A 15,064-nucleotide genomic window follows, 5' to 3' on the forward strand; every position below is an offset into this window, starting at 1 on the left:
CACCTGAGGTGCCGGACCGCTGTCCCCGAGGACGAGATCCCTGACCCTCGGGTCCGGGCGGGCCGCTCCCGGTCCCCGGGCGCGACGTTCGCCGGACGGTCACGTCCTGTCATCCTCCCCGTTGATCCCGGCGGGAAGCGTGAGTCCATGGATGTCTCCCCCCAGCGTCCCCTGTCCCGTCGTCTCTTCGTCACCGGCCTCGGCGCGACCGCCGCCGCGGCCTCCGTCCCCGGTCTCATCCGCGTCGACGGCGCGCACGCGGCGCCGCCCGGCACCGGCGGCACGCTGCCGGACGGTGTCTTCTCCCTCGGCGTCGCCTCGGGCGACCCGCTGCCCGGCGGTGTCGTGCTGTGGACCCGTCTCGCCCCGGACCCCCTGTTCGGCGGCGGCATGCCGGACCGTCCGTACCCCGTCGAGTGGGAGGTCGCCGAGGACGACACGTTCGCCCGCGTCGTCCGCCGCGGCCGGGTCGTCGCGCTGCCGCAGCAGGGCCACAGCGTCCACGCCGAGGTCGAGGGCCTCCAGCCCGGCGCGACCTACGCCTACCGCTTCCGCGCCGGCGGCCGCATCTCGCCCGTCGGGTACACCAAGACCGCGCCGGCCGGCTCCGTCGCCGCCGTGCGGTTCGCGTTCGCCAGCTGTCAGAACTGGCAGGACGGCTACTTCACCGCCTATCACCATCTCGCCGGTGAGGATCTGGACTTCGTCGCGTTCCTCGGCGACTACATCTACGAGTCCGTGCCGCGCACCACCACCGTCCGCACCCACGAGGGCACCGGCGAGCCGGTCAGCCTGGTGCAGTACCGCAACCGGCACGCGCAGTACCGCTCCGACCCGAACCTGCAGGCCGCACACGCCAGCTTCCCGTGGATCGTCACCTGGGACGACCACGAGGTCGACAACAACTGGGCCGACGAGATCCCGCAGGACCCCGCCCAGCAGAGCCCCGAGGCGTTCCGGGCCCGGCGGCAGGCCGCCTTCCAGGCGTACTACGAGCACATGCCGCTGCGCCGCGGGTCCCGGCCGCGCGGGCTGGACCTGCAGCTGTACCGCCGGCTGCGCTTCGGCGACCTCGTCGACCTGCACGTCCTCGACACCCGGCAGTACCGCTCGGACCAGCCGACGACGCTCGAGCAGGCCGAGACCGCGCCGCTCACCATGACCGGCGAGGAGCAGGAGCGCTGGCTCGTCGACGGCCTCACCGACGGCGGCACGCGCTGGAACCTGCTGGCCAACCAGGTGATGTGGGCACAGAACGACCGCACGGCCGGCGAGGTCGACACGTTCGACTTCGACAACTGGGACGGCTACCGCGTCCAGCGACGCCGCATGCTCGAGCTGTTCGGCCGCGGCGAGGTGAACAACCCGGTCGTGCTGACGGGGGACCGGCACTGCACGTGGGTGGCCGACCTCGAGCCCGATTTCGACGACCCGTCGTCGCCGGTCGTGGGCGCGGAGATCACCGGCACCTCGATCTCGTCGGGCGGCGACTCCGACCCGGTGGCGTTCCAGAACACCTACCGGCCCATCGCCGAGGAGAGCCCGCACTGGAAGTACTGGGACAACCAGCGCGGCTACGTCGTCTGCGACGTGACTTCCGAGCGGATGCTCAGCTCGTTGCGGCTGGTCGACACCGTCTGGCAGCCCGAGGGCGCCACGGTGCGGACGTCGGCGCAGTTCCTCGTCGAGGCGGGGCGGCCCGGAGTCACCGTCGAGTACCAGGAGCCGCGCACGACGCAGCTGCGGGCCCAGGCCCGGCGCGACGCCGGGCCGGTCTATGAGGTCGACGACGTCGAGGAGCTCGCGGACCTGCAGCGCTGACACCGTCCGCGCCCCTGAGCGGTCCGGCGCCGCGCTCTCATCGGGCGGGCGCGGCGCCGGACCTCGTCGAATCCTCCGGGACCCCGCCGGACTCCCCGTGGGCAGTCAGTCGCGCCCGGCCGCGCACGTGACGTCGACCTCGTTGCCCTCGGTGTCGGCGAGCGTCCAGTACGTGGGCCCGGCGTCCCGGACCATGCGGCCGCCCGCGGCGAGCGCCGCCGCGACCCGGGCCTCGGCCAGTTCCGGCGCGACCCAGACGTCGATGTGGATGCGGTTGCGCTGCGGGCGCGGCGCGTCCATGTCCTGGAACCAGATCGACGGGCCGCGCCAGCGCGGGTCGACGAGGTCCTCGTCGGGGCTGTCGGCGCGCCGTTCGTAGCCGAGCACGGCCGCCCAGAACGGCATGACGTCGGCGCTGACCAGGGCGTCGACGGTGAGCTGCACCGTCTGGACCAGCCCCGGGTCGGCGGCGAGGCCCTGCTCGCGGGCGAGTGCCGAGATCCGCTTCGCCAGGTCGAGGTCGTCGGTGGTCATGCCCATGTAGTCGTCGGCGACGGTGAGCAGCCGGACGGTGACGGTGTCGCGCTGCAGGTCGACGTCGGGACGGTGGGGGACGCCGTCGCCGACGGCCGCCGCGATCGCCTCGACGAGCCGGGCGCCGGCGGAGAACGAACCCGTGCGGAAGACCGCGGTGGCGCCGTCGCCGACGACCCGCCAGTCCTGCGACTCGGCGTCGGCGTGGAACACGCGCATGGTGATCGGTTCGGTCATGTCACTCTCCGGTGCTGCCGTCGACGGACTCGCGCAGCAGGTCGGCGTGGCCGTTGTGCCGCGCGTACTCCTCGATCATGTGGGTGAGGACCCAGCGCAGGCTGGGGGAGCGGCCGTCGGGCCAGGCGCGGTCGGTGGGCCGGTCGAGCCCGCCGTCGGCCACGGCCGCGGCGACGTTCGCGCGGGACCGCTCGACCGCCTGCTCCCAGAGCGCGAACAGCTGCTCAGGGGTGTCGTCGGCGGCGGAGTGCCAGTCCCAGTCGTTGTCGACGGCCCAGTCGACGGTGTCCCACGGGGCGCTGCGCTCGCGGTCGAACAGCCAGCGGCTGAACCAGTCGTCCTCGACGTAGGCGAGGTGCTTGAGCAGCCCGCCGAGCGTGATGGCAGAGGCCCCGACGGTGGCGTTGAGGTCCGTGCTTCCGAGGCCGCGGCACTTCCACGCCAGCGTCGCACGGTGGAAGTCGAGGAACCCGAGCAGCGTCGCGAGCTCGTCGCCGTTGGGCGGTGGCTCCGGCCGGCCGTGCTCGTCCACGTCCGTCACCGCTGACCGGCCTTCGCGGCAGCGTCGTTGATGGCCCGGCCGAGGTCCTCGGGCCGGCTGAACTGCGGCCAGTGACCGGTGGGGAGGTCGACGTACTCGACGTCGCGGAGCTTGGTGAACTCCTGCACCGGCGGCTCACCGCCGTCGATCCACTCGCGCAGGTCGGCGGCGGAGAACTCCGGGCAGATGACGGTGACCGGGACGTCGTAGCGGCGGTCGCTGGTGAGCTGGATCGGGTCGGTGGTGACCCGCTGGGGCGACGGGACGGCGCGGGCGCGGAAGTCGGCGCGGGCGGCGTCGTCGAGATCCCTCAGGTCGTCCTCGCCGATGTCCTCCCAGCTCGGGAGCGGGATCTCGCCGTTCTCGGCCGCGAACTCGCCGAGCGGCTCGCCGTCGGCAGCCGGGAACCCGCCGATGAACACCGTCCGCGCGACGCGGTCGGGCCTGGCGTCGCCGGCGGCGAAGGCGAGCGCCGAGCCGAGCGAGTGACCGACGACGAGCACCGTGCCCTGGTCCGCCGGCACCGCGTCGACGGCCGCGACGACCGCGTCGACGTGGTCGCGCAGGGTGATGTTCGAGCGGTCGGCGTCCTTCGACTCCAGGCCGGGGAGCGTGAGCGGGTGTGCGATGTGTCCGGCCTGCTCGAGGACGGGGATCACCCGGTCCCACGACGAGCCGTCGAGCCAGAGGCCGGGGATCAGAACGATGTGCATGCTGGTTCGCCCTCTCGGGGTTCGGTATGATCCAGTTCAACGGATCAATCCAAGCTAGTCGAACGGACCGGAAATGTCGATCGATCGCGCGATGCCGGACTACGACCTGGACGACCAGGCCGTCGTGACGGCTCCGGCTCAGCTGCGCGCGATGTCCGACCCGCTCCGATCGACCATCCTCGATCTCGTCCTCGAGCGGGCGGCGACGGTGTCCGAGCTGGCTGTGGCGGTGGGTCGCCCCAAATCGACGGTGGCTCACCACGTGGGGGTGCTGGTCGACGCCGGCATGCTCCGCGTGGTCCGGACCCGGCGCGTGCGGGCCATCGACGAGCGCTACTACGGCCGGACGGCTCGACTGTTCCGCATCGGCGAGATCGACCACCCGGTGATCTGGGAGAACGATCTGTCCGTGGCGGCGGCCGAAGCGCGGGCGGCGTACGAGGCGGACGTGATGATGAGCATCCACCGGCATGCCCGGATACCGCGCGAGCGGGGGATGGAGTTCTGGGAGAAGGTGCTGGAGCTGGTCCGCGAGTTCAGCACCATGCCCCGCTCCGGTGACACCGTCTTCGCCTTCGTCGCGGGGTTGTACCCGACCGACCACCCCGCCCTGCCCGATCCGTCGCCTGACGGCGACAGCTGAGGGTCGTGGGGTTGCGCTGGGTTCCCCGTCCCCCTGCTGCCCATTCTCTTAGCCGCGGGCACCCGCCTCAAGTCGGCGCGCCTGGGGGCGCTATGGACGTGACCCGTGCACCCGCGGCCTACGAACGGGCAGCTATCAGGGGGACGGGGGAGTCTGGCGACGGGTGCGGGGCCGACGGGCCCGCTGGTGTCCGCGATGGGGGATTTCCCGGTGTTCGTGGGGCCATCACGAGGGTTGCTGCCGCTTCACGAGGCCTGCATGCCTCGTGAAGCGGCAGAACGCCTGGTGATGTAGGCGATCCTTGGTGATCATCGCTGTCCACAGCCCGGCGAACCGGACGATACGAGCACGCGTACGGCGAGGCGTCGCCAGTTCCTCCCCGTCCCCTGATAGCTGCCCGTTCTCGGCCGGGGCCGTGCGGGTCGAGTCCGTCTCTCCGGCGCGAAGCGCCCGATCGTCGGACTCGAGGCGCACGGTCGCGGCAAGAGAATGGGGCAGCAGGGACGGGGCCCACCTCATCACCCCGGCAAACGCCCCGCCCCACCAGAAACCCCTTGGGTGCGCCACATCACCAGACGGCGGCTTGCATACTCATGCGGAACCTTGCATACTTTTGCTCGTGTCCAAGGTGCTCACCTCCCTGCCCGCCGGCGAGCGGGTCGGCATTGCGTTCTCCGGCGGCCTCGACACCTCCGTGGCGGTGGCGTGGATGCGCGACAAGGGGGCGGTGCCGTGCACGTACACCGCCGACCTGGGCCAGGCCGACGAGGACGACATCGACTCGGTGCCGGGGCGGGCGAAGCTCTACGGCGCCGAGATCGCGCGTCTGGTCGACTGCCGCGCCGCGCTGGTCGAGGAGGGGCTGGCCGCGCTGACCTGCGGCGCCTTCCACATCCGCAGCGGCGGCCGCGCCTACTTCAACACCACCCCCCTCGGCAGGGCGGTCACGGGCACGCTCCTGGTCCGGGCGATGCTCGAGGACGACGTCCAGATCTGGGGCGACGGGTCGACGTTCAAGGGGAACGACATCGAGCGGTTCTACCGCTACGGCCTGCTCGCCAACCCGAACCTGCGCATCTACAAGCCGTGGCTCGACGCGCAGTTCGTGGGCGAGCTGGGCGGCCGGCGCGAGATGAGCGAGTGGCTGCGCGAGCACGACCTCCCGTACCGCGACAGCACCGAGAAGGCGTACTCGACCGACGCGAACATCTGGGGCGCGACGCACGAGGCGAAGACGCTCGAGCACCTCGACAACGGCATCGAGACCGTCGACCCGATCATGGGGGTCCGGTTCTGGGACCCGGCGGTCGAGATCGCCACCGAGGACGTCACCATCGGCTTCGACCAGGGCCGCCCCGTCAGCATCAACGGCCAGCAGCACAGCAACGCCGTCGACCTCGTTCTCGAGGCCAACGCCATCGGGGGGCGGCACGGGCTGGGCATGTCCGACCAGATCGAGAACCGCATCATCGAGGCCAAGAGCCGCGGCATCTACGAGGCGCCCGGCATGGCCCTGCTGCACGCGGCCTACGAGCGGCTGGTCAACGCGATCCACAACGAGGACACCGTCGCCAACTACCACAACGAGGGCCGGCGGCTCGGCCGGCTCATGTACGAGGGCCGCTGGCTCGACCCGCAGGCGCTCATGCTGCGCGAGTCGCTGCAGCGCTGGGTCGGTTCGGCGGTGACGGGCGAGGTGACGCTGCGGCTGCGGCGCGGCGAGGACTACTCGATCCTCGACACCACGGGCCCGGCGCTGAGCTACCACCCGGACAAGCTGTCCATGGAGCGCACCGAGGACTCCGCGTTCGGTCCGCTCGACCGCATCGGCCAGCTGACGATGCGCAACCTCGACATCGCCGACTCGCGGGCCAAGCTCGAGCAGTACGCCGGCCTCGGCATGGTCGGCAGCACGCACGCGGAGCTGATCGGCGCCACGCACCTGGTCGGCGAGCTGGCCCGGGGCGGCGCCGAGGCCATCGCCTCGCGCGGTGAGGTCGACGCCGACGATGTCATGCTCGACCGGGCGGCCATGGAGGCCGGCACCGACTGACCCGGTACCACGCAGCCGATCGGCGACGGCGGCGGCTCCCCTTCCCGGGAAGCTGCCGCCGTCGTCGACCAGCACCAGGACCGGCGTGTGTCCTTTCAGACGATGGCGTCGAGGCGCTCCAGCGCCTCCAGGTAGCCCTCGCCCATGCCGCTCTCGACGCCCTGGCGCAGGGCGTCGGCGTCGGGGAAGCCGGCGGTGATGCTGACGCGTGTGCCCGCGTCGTCGGCGGTGAAGGTGACGTCGGTGGGGACGCTGTCGCCGCGGGCGACCCAGTCCGCGGTCGCCTGCTGGTCGAGGTAGCTCAGCCGCTCTCGCGGGCGCACCTCGCGGTACGTGGCGACGAGATGGACGGGGCCGCGGGAGCCGTCGTCGGCGGCCATGGAGTACCACCACTGGCCGCCGGGGCGCACGTCCATGCGCTCGACGGTGGTGGACCAGCCGTGCGGCCCCCACCAGCGGGCGATGGCGTCGGGCTCGGTCCACGCGGCCCACACACGGTCGGCGGCCGCGGGGTAGTGCCGGGTGATGGTCAGCGTGTGGGCCTGCTCGTCGATGACGATGCTGTCGGTGGTCATGAGCGCTCTCCGTTCGGGTCGGTGTCGTCGAGGAAGTCGCCGAGGCGGTCCAGCCGCCCGGTCCACAGGACGGTGAAGCTCTGCGCCCAGGCGCTGATGTCGCGCAGCGGCTCCGGGCACAGCCGGTAGATGCGCTGCTGGGCCTGCCGGGTCGCCTCGACGACGCCGGCCTCGGCCAGCAGCTTCAGGTGCCGCGAGACGTGCGGCTGCGCCATTCCGAGCGCGTCGACGATGGCGCCGACGCTGCGCGGGCCGGTCCGGAGCAGCTCGACGATGCGGAAGCGATTGGGCTCCGCGATCACGCTGAGCCGGTGCTGCAGCTCGTCCATGGCGTCGAACATACACGAAAGCATATATACATACAAGCAGATGTTCGGGCGTGCCCTCTACGCTGAGCGGATGGTGGACATCGAGCCGGTGGCCGTCACGGTCGATCGGGCCGTGCTCGCCGACCTGGGCGAGCGGCTGCGGGCCACCCGCTGGCCGAGGCGCGAGGCGGCGGACACCGCGCTCGGCCCGCGGACGGCCGAGCTGCGCGAGCTCTGCGGCTGGTGGGCCGAGGGGTTCGACTGGCCGGCCGCCGAGGCGCGCGTCAACCGGGCCCGGCAGCTGCTCGTCCGGCCCGGCGGCGGCGCGGGTGGCGCCGCCGTCCATGTCGCGATCCACGACGGCGACGACCGGCCGCCGCTGCTCCTGCTGCACGGCTGGCCGAGCAGCTTCCTCGAGTTCGAGCGGCTGGTCCCGCTGCTGGCGCCGCGCACCGTCGTCGTCGCGTCGTTACCGGGCTACGGGCTGTCCGAACGCCCGGCCGGACGGTGGACCACCCGCGACACCGCCAGGCAGCTGGCCGCCGTCATGACGACCCTGGGGCATGAGCGATTCGTCGCGCACGGGACCGACTGGGGGTCGGCCGCCGCGACCTGGCTGGCGCTGGACCGGCCGGACGCCGTGGCCGGGCTGCACCTGTCCAACGTCGACCTCGGCCCGTCGCTAACAGAGGACGAGCAGCCGACGGCCGAGGAACGCGACCACCTCGACCGGTTCGACGCCTGGTGGCGGGGTGAGAACGGCTACAAGGAGATCCAGGCGACGCGGCCCGGCGCGCTGGCGCCGGCGCTGCTCGACTCGCCGGCCGGGCTGGCCGCGTGGGTGCTCGACAAGTGGGACTCGTGGACCGACCCTGCCCTCGGCCCGACAGTGGCAGCCCGGGTCGGGCGCGACGCGCTTCCCGAGCTGCTGACCTGGTGGTGGGCGACGGGCACCATCGAGACCTCGGTGCTCGACTACGCCGACAACCGCGCGGCCGGCACGACGGTGCTGCCGCCGGGCGCCCGGGTCGAGGTGCCCACGGCGGTCGCCCGGTTCGGCCGCGAGCGCGGGTTCCGCGAGGACGCGCCGCGGTCGTGGCTGGAGCGGATCTACCGGCTGGAGCGGTGGACCAACATGCCGCGCGGCGGCCACTTCGCCGCCCTCGAGGCCCCCGACCTGCTCGCCGCCGACCTGATGTTCTTCGCCGACGCCGTCAGCTGAGGATGCGGAGCCGGCGCGGCATCCTCCGCCCGCGCTGCACTGGACCTGCGGCCCTGTCGGTGCCGGATGAGAGGGTGCCGCCATGACCGCCACCCACCCGTCCCGTGGGCGCTGCAGCGCCGCCGGCTCGAGCGCGCCTCCGACTACTGGCTGAGCACCACCCGTCCCGACGGGCGGCCGCACGTGGTGCCGCTGTGGGGTGTGTGGCTCGACGGCCGGTTGTACTTCAGCACCGATCCCGCCTCGGTCAAGGGCCGCAATCTCGCGGGCGAGCCGCGCGCGGCCGTGCACATCGACGGCGGTCACGACGTGCTGATCATCGAGGGGGCGGCGGCGCGGGTCGACGACGACACCGTCCACGCCCGGGTCGACGACGCCATGGCGGCCAAGACGTTCACCCGCTGGGTGTGGAACGGCGGCCCCGACCCGACGCCGGCCGACGGCTGATCGTCGCCGGCACCCGGGCCGCGAAGGCGTCAGCCGTGGTCACGATCGTGCGCTGCATCGCCGCGGCGGCTCGCGTGGGTGTCACGTCGGAGCGGTGCGCCAGGCTGACGGTGCGGGTCAGCGTCGGCCCGGTGAGCCGCACCGAGCGCAGCCCGGGCCGGTCCAGCAGGACCATCGCGGGCACGACGGCGACGCCCAGGCCGCGCTCGACGAAGCGCAGCACCGCGTCCATCTCGGCCCCTTCGAGCACGACCGACGGCGTGAGTCCGGCGGCCCGGAACGCCGCCTCCGTCGTGACGCGCAGGTCGTAGCTCTCGTGGAAGACGATCTGTGGCAGGCCGGCCAGCTCGGCCAGGCCGAGCGACGCCCGTGTGGTCACCGGTGGCCGGGCCGCCGACGAGATGACCACGAGCTCCTCGGTCAGCAGGGGAGTGCGGGTGAGGCTGGCGCCGGCGACCGGCGGTCCCTCGGACGCGGTGATGAGCGCGAGGTCCAGTGCGCCGCCGGCCAGCTCGTCGACCAGCGCGCGCGAGCCGCCCTCCGTCAGGTGCAGGTCGATGCCCGGATGGGCGCCGTGGAAGGCGCTGACCGCCTCGGCGACCAGGCTGATGCACAGGGTGGGCGTGGCGCCGAGCCGCACCCGCCCACGCCGCAGCCCGGCCAGCTCGGCCATCTCGCGGTGGACGGAGTCGGCGTCGGCGAGCATGCGCCGCGCCAGCGGCAGCAGCGCCTCGCCGGCCGCGGTGAGCGAGATGTGCCCGCGGGCGCGGTGGAACAGCTCGGCACCCAGCTCGTGCTCCAGCGTCGAGATCTGCCGGCTCAGCGAGGGCTGGGCCAGATGCAGGTGCTCGGCGGCGCGGGTGAAGTGGCCGAGCCGGGCGACCTCGACGAAGCCACGCAGCTGGTCCAGGTTCATACACCATAGCCTACGCGCATCGAAACGAGCTGAACAATGCATTGGAGTTATCGTCGGATCCGGCCTAGCGTCGAAGACATGAGAGAACGCCAGCTGTCCACCACCGTGCTCGTCATCGGAACGGGAGGGTCGGGCCTGCGAGCGGCCATCGAGGTCGCCGAGCAGGGCGTCGACGTGCTCGCCGTCGGCAAGCGGCCCCGTCACGACGCCCACACCGCGCTCGCGGCCGGCGGCATCAACGCCGCCCTCGGCACCATGGACGCCGACGACAGCTGGCAGCAGCACGCCGCCGACACGATCAAGGAGAGCTACCTCCTCGCCAACCCGCACACGGTCGAGATCGTCGCACGCGGCGCCGAGCGCGGCATCCGCGACCTCGAGCGCTACGGCATGAGCTTCGCCCGCGAGGCCGACGGCCGCATCTCGCAGCGCTTCTTCGGCGCGCACACGTTCCGGCGCACCGCGTTCGCCGGCGACTACACGGGCCTGGAGATCCAGCGGACGCTGGTGCGCCGCACCGAGGAGCTGGACATCCCCATCCTCGACACCGTCTACGTCACGCGCCTCCTCGTGCGCGACAACGTCGTCTTCGGCGCGTACGGCTTCGACCTGCGCGACGGCACCCGCTACCTCATCCACGCCGACGCCGTCATCCTCGCGGCCGGCGGCCACACCCGGATCTGGCGCCGCACCTCGTCGCGCCGCGACGAGAACACCGGCGACGCGTTCCGGCTCGCCGTCGGGGCCGGCGGCCGGCTGCGCGATCCCGAGCTCGTGCAGTTCCACCCGTCGGGCATCATCGAGCCCGAGAACGCGGCCGGCACGCTGATCTCCGAGGCGGCCCGCGGCGAGGGCGGCATCCTGCGCAACGCCCTCGGCGAGCGGTTCATGGACCGCTACGACCCCGACCGCATGGAGCTGTCGACCCGCGACCGCGTCGCGCTGGCGGCGTACACCGAGATCAAGGAGGGTCGCGGCACCGCGAAGGGCGGCGTGTGGCTCGACGTGTCGCACCTGCCGCGCGAGACGATCATGTCCCGGCTGCCGCGGGTCTACCAGACCATGCTCGAGTTCCAGATGCTCGACATCACCACGTCACCGGTCGAGGTCGCGCCGACGGCGCACTACTCCATGGGCGGCGTGTGGGTCCGGCCCGACGACCACGGCACCGGCGTCGACGGCCTCTACGCCATCGGCGAGGCGGCCAGCGGGCTGCACGGCGCCAACCGGCTCGGCGGCAACTCGCTGATCGAGCTGCTGGTCTTCGGCCGCATCGTGGGCCGGGCGGCCGTCGCGCACTCCGCCGGCCTCGACGCCCAGCGCCGCTCGCCCGACGCGGTGGCGCTGGCCCGCGCCGAGGTCGACACCCTGCTGGCGGCCGACGGTCCCGAGAACGTCCGCGCCCTGCAGCGGGCCGTCCGCGACACCATGACCGAGCACGCCGGCGTGGTCCGCGACGAGACCGGCCTGCGGGCCGGCCTCGCCCGGCTGGACGAGATCGAGGCCCGCATCGGCGCCGTCGGCATCCATCCCGACATCGCCGGGTTCCAGGACCTCGCCCACGCCTTCGACCTGAAGTCGTCCGCACTGGCCGCCCGGGCGACCCTCGAGGCCGCGCTCGAGCGCCGTGAGACACGCGGGTGCCACAACCGCAGCGACTTCCCCGAGCTCGATCCGGCGCTGCAGGTCAACCTCGTGTGGTCGCCCACGGCGGGGGTCGTCCGCGAGGAGATCCCGCCGGTGCCGGCCGAGATCGCGGCCCTCATGCGCGAGGTCGACACCGAGGGCAAGCTCGTCGAGTAGCCGCGGCGTCCGGTCGGCCGTTTCCTCCATGATCATCGCTTTCTCCAGGTGTGGGCGCGTTTTCGTCATTCCGGGCGACACCGGGTCACGGCTAGCGTCACGCGGCGGGGGACCCCCAGCCCCCGTCCGCAGCACCTCGAGGAGGAGTGCCGTGTTCCCAGGTTCGAGACGCCGCAGGCGGCCCGCCACACTGGCCGCTGCCGCCGTCGTCGTCACCACGTCCGTCGTCGCGTCGCTCATGACGACCGACATCGGCGTGGTGCCGGCGCAGGCGCTGACCACGCACACCGTCACGTCCCCGGACGGCGAGATCACCTTCGCCGTCCACGAGCAGCCGTCCGGCGCGCTGACCTACGAGGTCACCGCCGGCACCACCCAGATCTTCGAGGAGTCGCCGCTGGGCATCGCGACCAGCGGCGTCGACTTCTCGACCGGCCTCACCTACGCGAGCCAGAGCCGCAGCACCATCGACCAGACCTACACGCTGCCCGCCGGCACCAAACCGTCGTACCGCGACCACGCCAACGAGCTGGTGCTCAGCTACACCAAGGGCGGCCAGACGATGCGGCTGGTCGTCCGCGCCTACGACGACGGCGTCGCCTACCGCTACGTGCTGCCCGGCGGCGGTGGCGCCGTCAGCATCACCGACGAGAAGAGCGGGTTCCGGCTGCCGGCGCCCACCGGCGGCTGGGCCGCGGTGTGGAACGGCAACTACGAGCAGGACTACGTCTACCGCAGCGCCGCGGGGTTGAACGACGGCACCGAGCTGACGATGCCGCTGCTCGCGTCGATCGACGACAACGCGTACTTCACCGTCATCTCCGAGGCCAACGTCTACAACGCCGGCGCCGGCTACGCACCGGCGCTGCTCAAGGGCAGCCAGGCCAACGACGGCCTGCTGAACGTCGAGCGCACGCCGGACCAGGCGTTCCCGATCTCGAGCACGTACCCGTTCCAGACGCCGTGGCGGGCCGCCGTCATCGCCGAGGACCTGAACGTGCTGGTCAACTCCGACCTCGTGCAACACCTCAACCCGCCCGCGACGGCCGACGCGGACTGGGTGAAGCCCGGCCGGGCCGCGTGGTCCTGGTTCAGCGACGGCGACAGCGCCGCCGACCTCGACAAGCAGAAGCAGATGGTCGACTTCGCCGCGTCCATGGGCTTCGAGTACGTCACCGTCGACTGCTGCTACGACCCCGACGTGGACCTGCCGGCCATCTCGCAGTACGCCGCCCAGCGCAACGTCGACATCTTCGCCTGGGTCACCGCCGAGCCGTTCGCCACGCCCGCGCAGGCCGACGCGCTGGCCGCCGAGCACAAGGCGTACGGCGTCGCCGGGCTCAAGGTCGACTTCTTCCTGAACGACTCGCAGGAGGTCATGGGCTGGTACCAGTCCATCGGCGACGCGGCCGGCGAGCACGAGCTGATGTTGAACTTCCACGGCAGCACCAAACCGGGCGGCGAGAACCGCACCTGGCCGTGGGTCGTCACCTCCGAGGCCGTCGCCGGCACCGAGCACTACCTGTACCCGCCGCCCACCACCGCCCGGCTGGACGCGACGTTCCCGTTCGTCCGCAACCCGATCGGCGGCATGGACTACACGCCGACGATGATCTCGCTGAACGGCTCGATCCTCACCCAGGCGCACACGCTGGCGCAGGCTGTCGTCTTCACGTCGGGCATGGTCAACTACTCCGACTCCGCCGCCGCGTACGAGCAGTGGCCGGGCCGGCACCTCATGCGCGCCGTCCCGACGGTGTGGGACGAGACCCGCGTGGTCGAGGGCTTCCCGGGCGACCACGTCACCATGGCCCGGCGCAGCGGCGACGACTGGTTCATCGGCGCGATGACGGACCCGGCCCGGACGGCGTCGGTGCCGCTGTCGTTCCTCGGCTCCGGCACCTACACCGCAACGATCTTCAATGACGACGCCGGCGGGCGCGTCTCCAGCGTGACGACGCAGACGGTGACCAGCGCATCCACGCTCTCGCTGCCGATGATCGCCACCGGCGGCGCGGCCGTGCACATCTCCAAGACCCCACTGGCCCAGATCGGCAGCGGCGACGTGCGCTACGAGGCCGAGGCGCCGGGCAACACCATCACCGGCGGCGCGGGCGCGGACACCTGCAAGGGCTGCTCCAAGGGCGCCAAGGTCGGGTTCCTCGGCAACGGCGGCGCGGTGCAGTTCAACAACGTCATGGCGAGCACGGCCGGCACCCACGAGCTGACCTTCACCTACACGTCCGGTGACCCGCGGTCGATCCAGATCGAGGTCAACGGCGCCGTCGTCAGCACCGAGGCGCTCAAGGACTCCGGCGGCTGGGAGTTCGTCAACAAGTGGACCATCGACGTGCCGCTGAACGCCGGCGCCAACACGATCCGGTTCTCCAACCCGTCGGCGTACGGGCCGGACATCGACGCGCTCATCGTCTCGCGGCGCACCGAGGCGGAGACGGCCGGGAACACGCTGGCCGGCGGCGCGACGGTGGCGGCGTGCGGTGCGTGCTCGGGCGGCTCGAAGGTGACGGGCCTGTCCGGCGGCGGGTCGGTGACGGTCAACGGCGTCACGGCGACGGCGGCCGGCAACCACACCGTCCGCGTCGACTACGCCGCGACGGCCGACAGCACGGCGCAGGTCCGGGTCAACGGCGGCACCCCGGTCACGGTGTCGTTCCCGTCGACCGGCGGCGCGACGGCGACCGCGACGGTCACGCTCGGGCTCGGCCTGAACGCCGGCGCGAGCAACTCGGTCACCGTCACCGGCGGCGCGGGCGCCGCGCCCGACATCGACCGCATCACCGTCACGAACTGATCCATCCGGGGAGCTCCCCGCCGCTGCCCCCGCGGCCGGGGAGCTCCCCATTCATGGTCCCGTGGGGTTGGGTGGGGTTCCCCCGTCCCCCTGCTGCCCATTCTCTTGGCCCCGGACGGTCGCCTCAAGCGGACCCTGGTGGCGCTTCGCGCCGTGGGGGTCCGCTTGACCCGCCCGTCCGGGGCCTAAGAACGGGCAGCTATCAGGGGGACGGGGGGAGTCTGGCGACGGGTGCGGGGTCGGCGGTCCTGCGTGCGTCCACGTGCTGAGATTTTCCGGTGTTCGCGGGGCCATCACGAGGTTTTCTGCCGCTTCACCAGGCCTGCATGCCTGGTGATGTGGCAGAACGCCTGGTGATGTAGCGGATCGCCGATGATCATCGCGGTGCACAGTCCGGCGAACCGGGCCAACCGGGCGAAACGGGCACGCGATACGGGGA

13 protein-coding genes are annotated in these 15,064 nt (G+C 72.3%); 7 read left to right on the top strand and 6 right to left on the bottom strand.

The genetic code is table 11. The features are described from left to right. Positions 1-147 precede the first annotated feature (147 nt). On the top strand, positions 148-1,821 hold the full coding sequence (locus E1212_RS19265) for an alkaline phosphatase D family protein (RefSeq protein ID WP_131985404.1): 1,674 nt from the start codon (positions 148-150) through the stop codon (positions 1,819-1,821). A 105-nt stretch (positions 1,822-1,926) separates the two neighbouring features. Here E1212_RS19265 and E1212_RS19270 read toward each other — a convergent pair whose 3' ends face one another. The 3 genes from E1212_RS19270 to E1212_RS19280 are packed head-to-tail and all read right to left on the bottom strand — an operon-like array spanning position 1,927 to position 3,846. Then, on the bottom strand, positions 1,927-2,592 hold the full coding sequence (locus E1212_RS19270) for a VOC family protein (RefSeq protein ID WP_131985406.1): 666 nt from the start codon (positions 2,590-2,592) through the stop codon (positions 1,927-1,929). 1 nt (position 2,593) lies between these two features. Continuing rightward, positions 2,594-3,133 carry a DinB family protein gene (locus E1212_RS19275; RefSeq protein ID WP_131985408.1) on the bottom strand — a complete coding sequence of 180 codons (540 nt, stop codon included), beginning with the start codon at positions 3,131-3,133 and terminating at the stop codon, positions 2,594-2,596. Further along, positions 3,130-3,846, bottom strand: a complete 717-nt coding sequence (locus tag E1212_RS19280; protein WP_131985410.1) for an alpha/beta fold hydrolase — start codon at positions 3,844-3,846, stop codon at positions 3,130-3,132. Before E1212_RS19280 ends, E1212_RS19275 begins: the two co-directional genes overlap by 4 nt. 73 nt (positions 3,847-3,919) lie before the next feature. Between E1212_RS19280 and E1212_RS19285 the strand changes: the two genes are divergently transcribed. Both E1212_RS19285 and argG read left to right on the top strand, forming a co-directional pair. After that, on the top strand, positions 3,920-4,489 hold the full coding sequence (locus E1212_RS19285) for an ArsR/SmtB family transcription factor (RefSeq protein ID WP_131985412.1): 570 nt from the start codon (positions 3,920-3,922) through the stop codon (positions 4,487-4,489). Between the two features lie 619 nt (positions 4,490-5,108). Further along, positions 5,109-6,542, top strand: a complete 1,434-nt coding sequence (gene argG / locus E1212_RS19290; protein WP_131985414.1) for an argininosuccinate synthase — start codon at positions 5,109-5,111, stop codon at positions 6,540-6,542. Between the two features lie 95 nt (positions 6,543-6,637). Here the strand turns inward: argG and E1212_RS19295 are convergent, their stop codons facing one another. Further along, the gene (locus E1212_RS19295; protein WP_131985416.1) at positions 6,638-7,117 is read right to left on the bottom strand and encodes an SRPBCC family protein; all 480 of its coding nucleotides are present in this window, start codon (positions 7,115-7,117) and stop codon (positions 6,638-6,640) included. Further along, on the bottom strand, positions 7,114-7,458 hold the full coding sequence (locus E1212_RS19300; RefSeq protein WP_203417009.1) for an ArsR/SmtB family transcription factor: 345 nt from the start codon (positions 7,456-7,458) through the stop codon (positions 7,114-7,116). The genes E1212_RS19295 and E1212_RS19300 overlap by 4 nt, the downstream gene beginning before the upstream one ends. A gap of 58 nt (positions 7,459-7,516) precedes the next feature. On the opposite strand from E1212_RS19300, the gene E1212_RS19305 reads away from it, so the two are divergent. Together E1212_RS19305 and E1212_RS19310 are read left to right on the top strand one after the other, a co-directional pair. Beyond that, a complete protein-coding gene (locus E1212_RS19305) occupies positions 7,517-8,647 on the top strand; it encodes an epoxide hydrolase family protein (protein ID WP_162605548.1) in 1,131 nt (376 codons plus the stop codon). Positions 8,648-8,713: 66 nt separating this feature from the next. Beyond that, positions 8,714-9,094, top strand: a complete 381-nt coding sequence (locus E1212_RS19310; protein ID WP_131985422.1) for a pyridoxamine 5'-phosphate oxidase family protein — start codon at positions 8,714-8,716, stop codon at positions 9,092-9,094. On the opposite strand, the gene E1212_RS19315 is transcribed toward E1212_RS19310, so the two are convergent. Beyond that, a complete protein-coding gene (locus tag E1212_RS19315; RefSeq protein ID WP_131985424.1) occupies positions 9,042-10,010 on the bottom strand; it encodes a LysR family transcriptional regulator in 969 nt (322 codons plus the stop codon). The genes E1212_RS19310 and E1212_RS19315 overlap by 53 nt on opposite strands. A gap of 78 nt (positions 10,011-10,088) precedes the next feature. Here E1212_RS19315 and E1212_RS19320 point away from each other — a divergent pair, with 78 nt between their 5' ends. Both E1212_RS19320 and E1212_RS19325 read left to right on the top strand, forming a co-directional pair. Continuing rightward, complete coding sequence (locus E1212_RS19320) at positions 10,089-11,813, top strand: L-aspartate oxidase (protein ID WP_131985426.1); 1,725 nt, start codon at positions 10,089-10,091, stop codon at positions 11,811-11,813. 151 nt (positions 11,814-11,964) lie between these two features. Beyond that, positions 11,965-14,625: a glycoside hydrolase family 97 N-terminal domain-containing protein gene (locus tag E1212_RS19325; protein ID WP_162605549.1), complete on the top strand. Its 2,661-nt coding sequence runs from the start codon at positions 11,965-11,967 to the stop codon at positions 14,623-14,625. Positions 14,626-15,064 lie beyond the last annotated feature (439 nt).

Origin of the sequence: Jiangella ureilytica (assembly GCF_004348545.1) — a bacterium.
Taxonomy (GTDB): domain Bacteria; phylum Actinomycetota; class Actinomycetes; order Jiangellales; family Jiangellaceae; genus Jiangella; species Jiangella ureilytica.

Bases quoted from the DNA above. Each gene is read 5' to 3' on its own strand.
- E1212_RS19300 (WP_203417009.1), bottom strand. From the start codon at position 7,458: ATGTTCGACGCCATGGACGAGCTGCAGCACCGGCTCAGCGTGATCGCG.
- E1212_RS19310 (WP_131985422.1), top strand. From the start codon at position 8,714: ATGAGAGGGTGCCGCCATGACCGCCACCCACCCGTCCCGTGGGCGCTG.
- E1212_RS19270 (WP_131985406.1), bottom strand. From the start codon at position 2,592: ATGACCGAACCGATCACCATGCGCGTGTTCCACGCCGACGCCGAGTCG.
- E1212_RS19305 (WP_162605548.1), top strand. From the start codon at position 7,517: ATGGTGGACATCGAGCCGGTGGCCGTCACGGTCGATCGGGCCGTGCTC.
- E1212_RS19280 (WP_131985410.1), bottom strand. From the start codon at position 3,846: ATGCACATCGTTCTGATCCCCGGCCTCTGGCTCGACGGCTCGTCGTGG.
- E1212_RS19285 (WP_131985412.1), top strand. From the start codon at position 3,920: ATGTCGATCGATCGCGCGATGCCGGACTACGACCTGGACGACCAGGCC.
- E1212_RS19315 (WP_131985424.1), bottom strand. From the start codon at position 10,010: ATGAACCTGGACCAGCTGCGTGGCTTCGTCGAGGTCGCCCGGCTCGGC.
- E1212_RS19295 (WP_131985416.1), bottom strand. From the start codon at position 7,117: ATGACCACCGACAGCATCGTCATCGACGAGCAGGCCCACACGCTGACC.
- E1212_RS19320 (WP_131985426.1), top strand. From the start codon at position 10,089: ATGAGAGAACGCCAGCTGTCCACCACCGTGCTCGTCATCGGAACGGGA.
- E1212_RS19265 (WP_131985404.1), top strand. From the start codon at position 148: ATGGATGTCTCCCCCCAGCGTCCCCTGTCCCGTCGTCTCTTCGTCACC.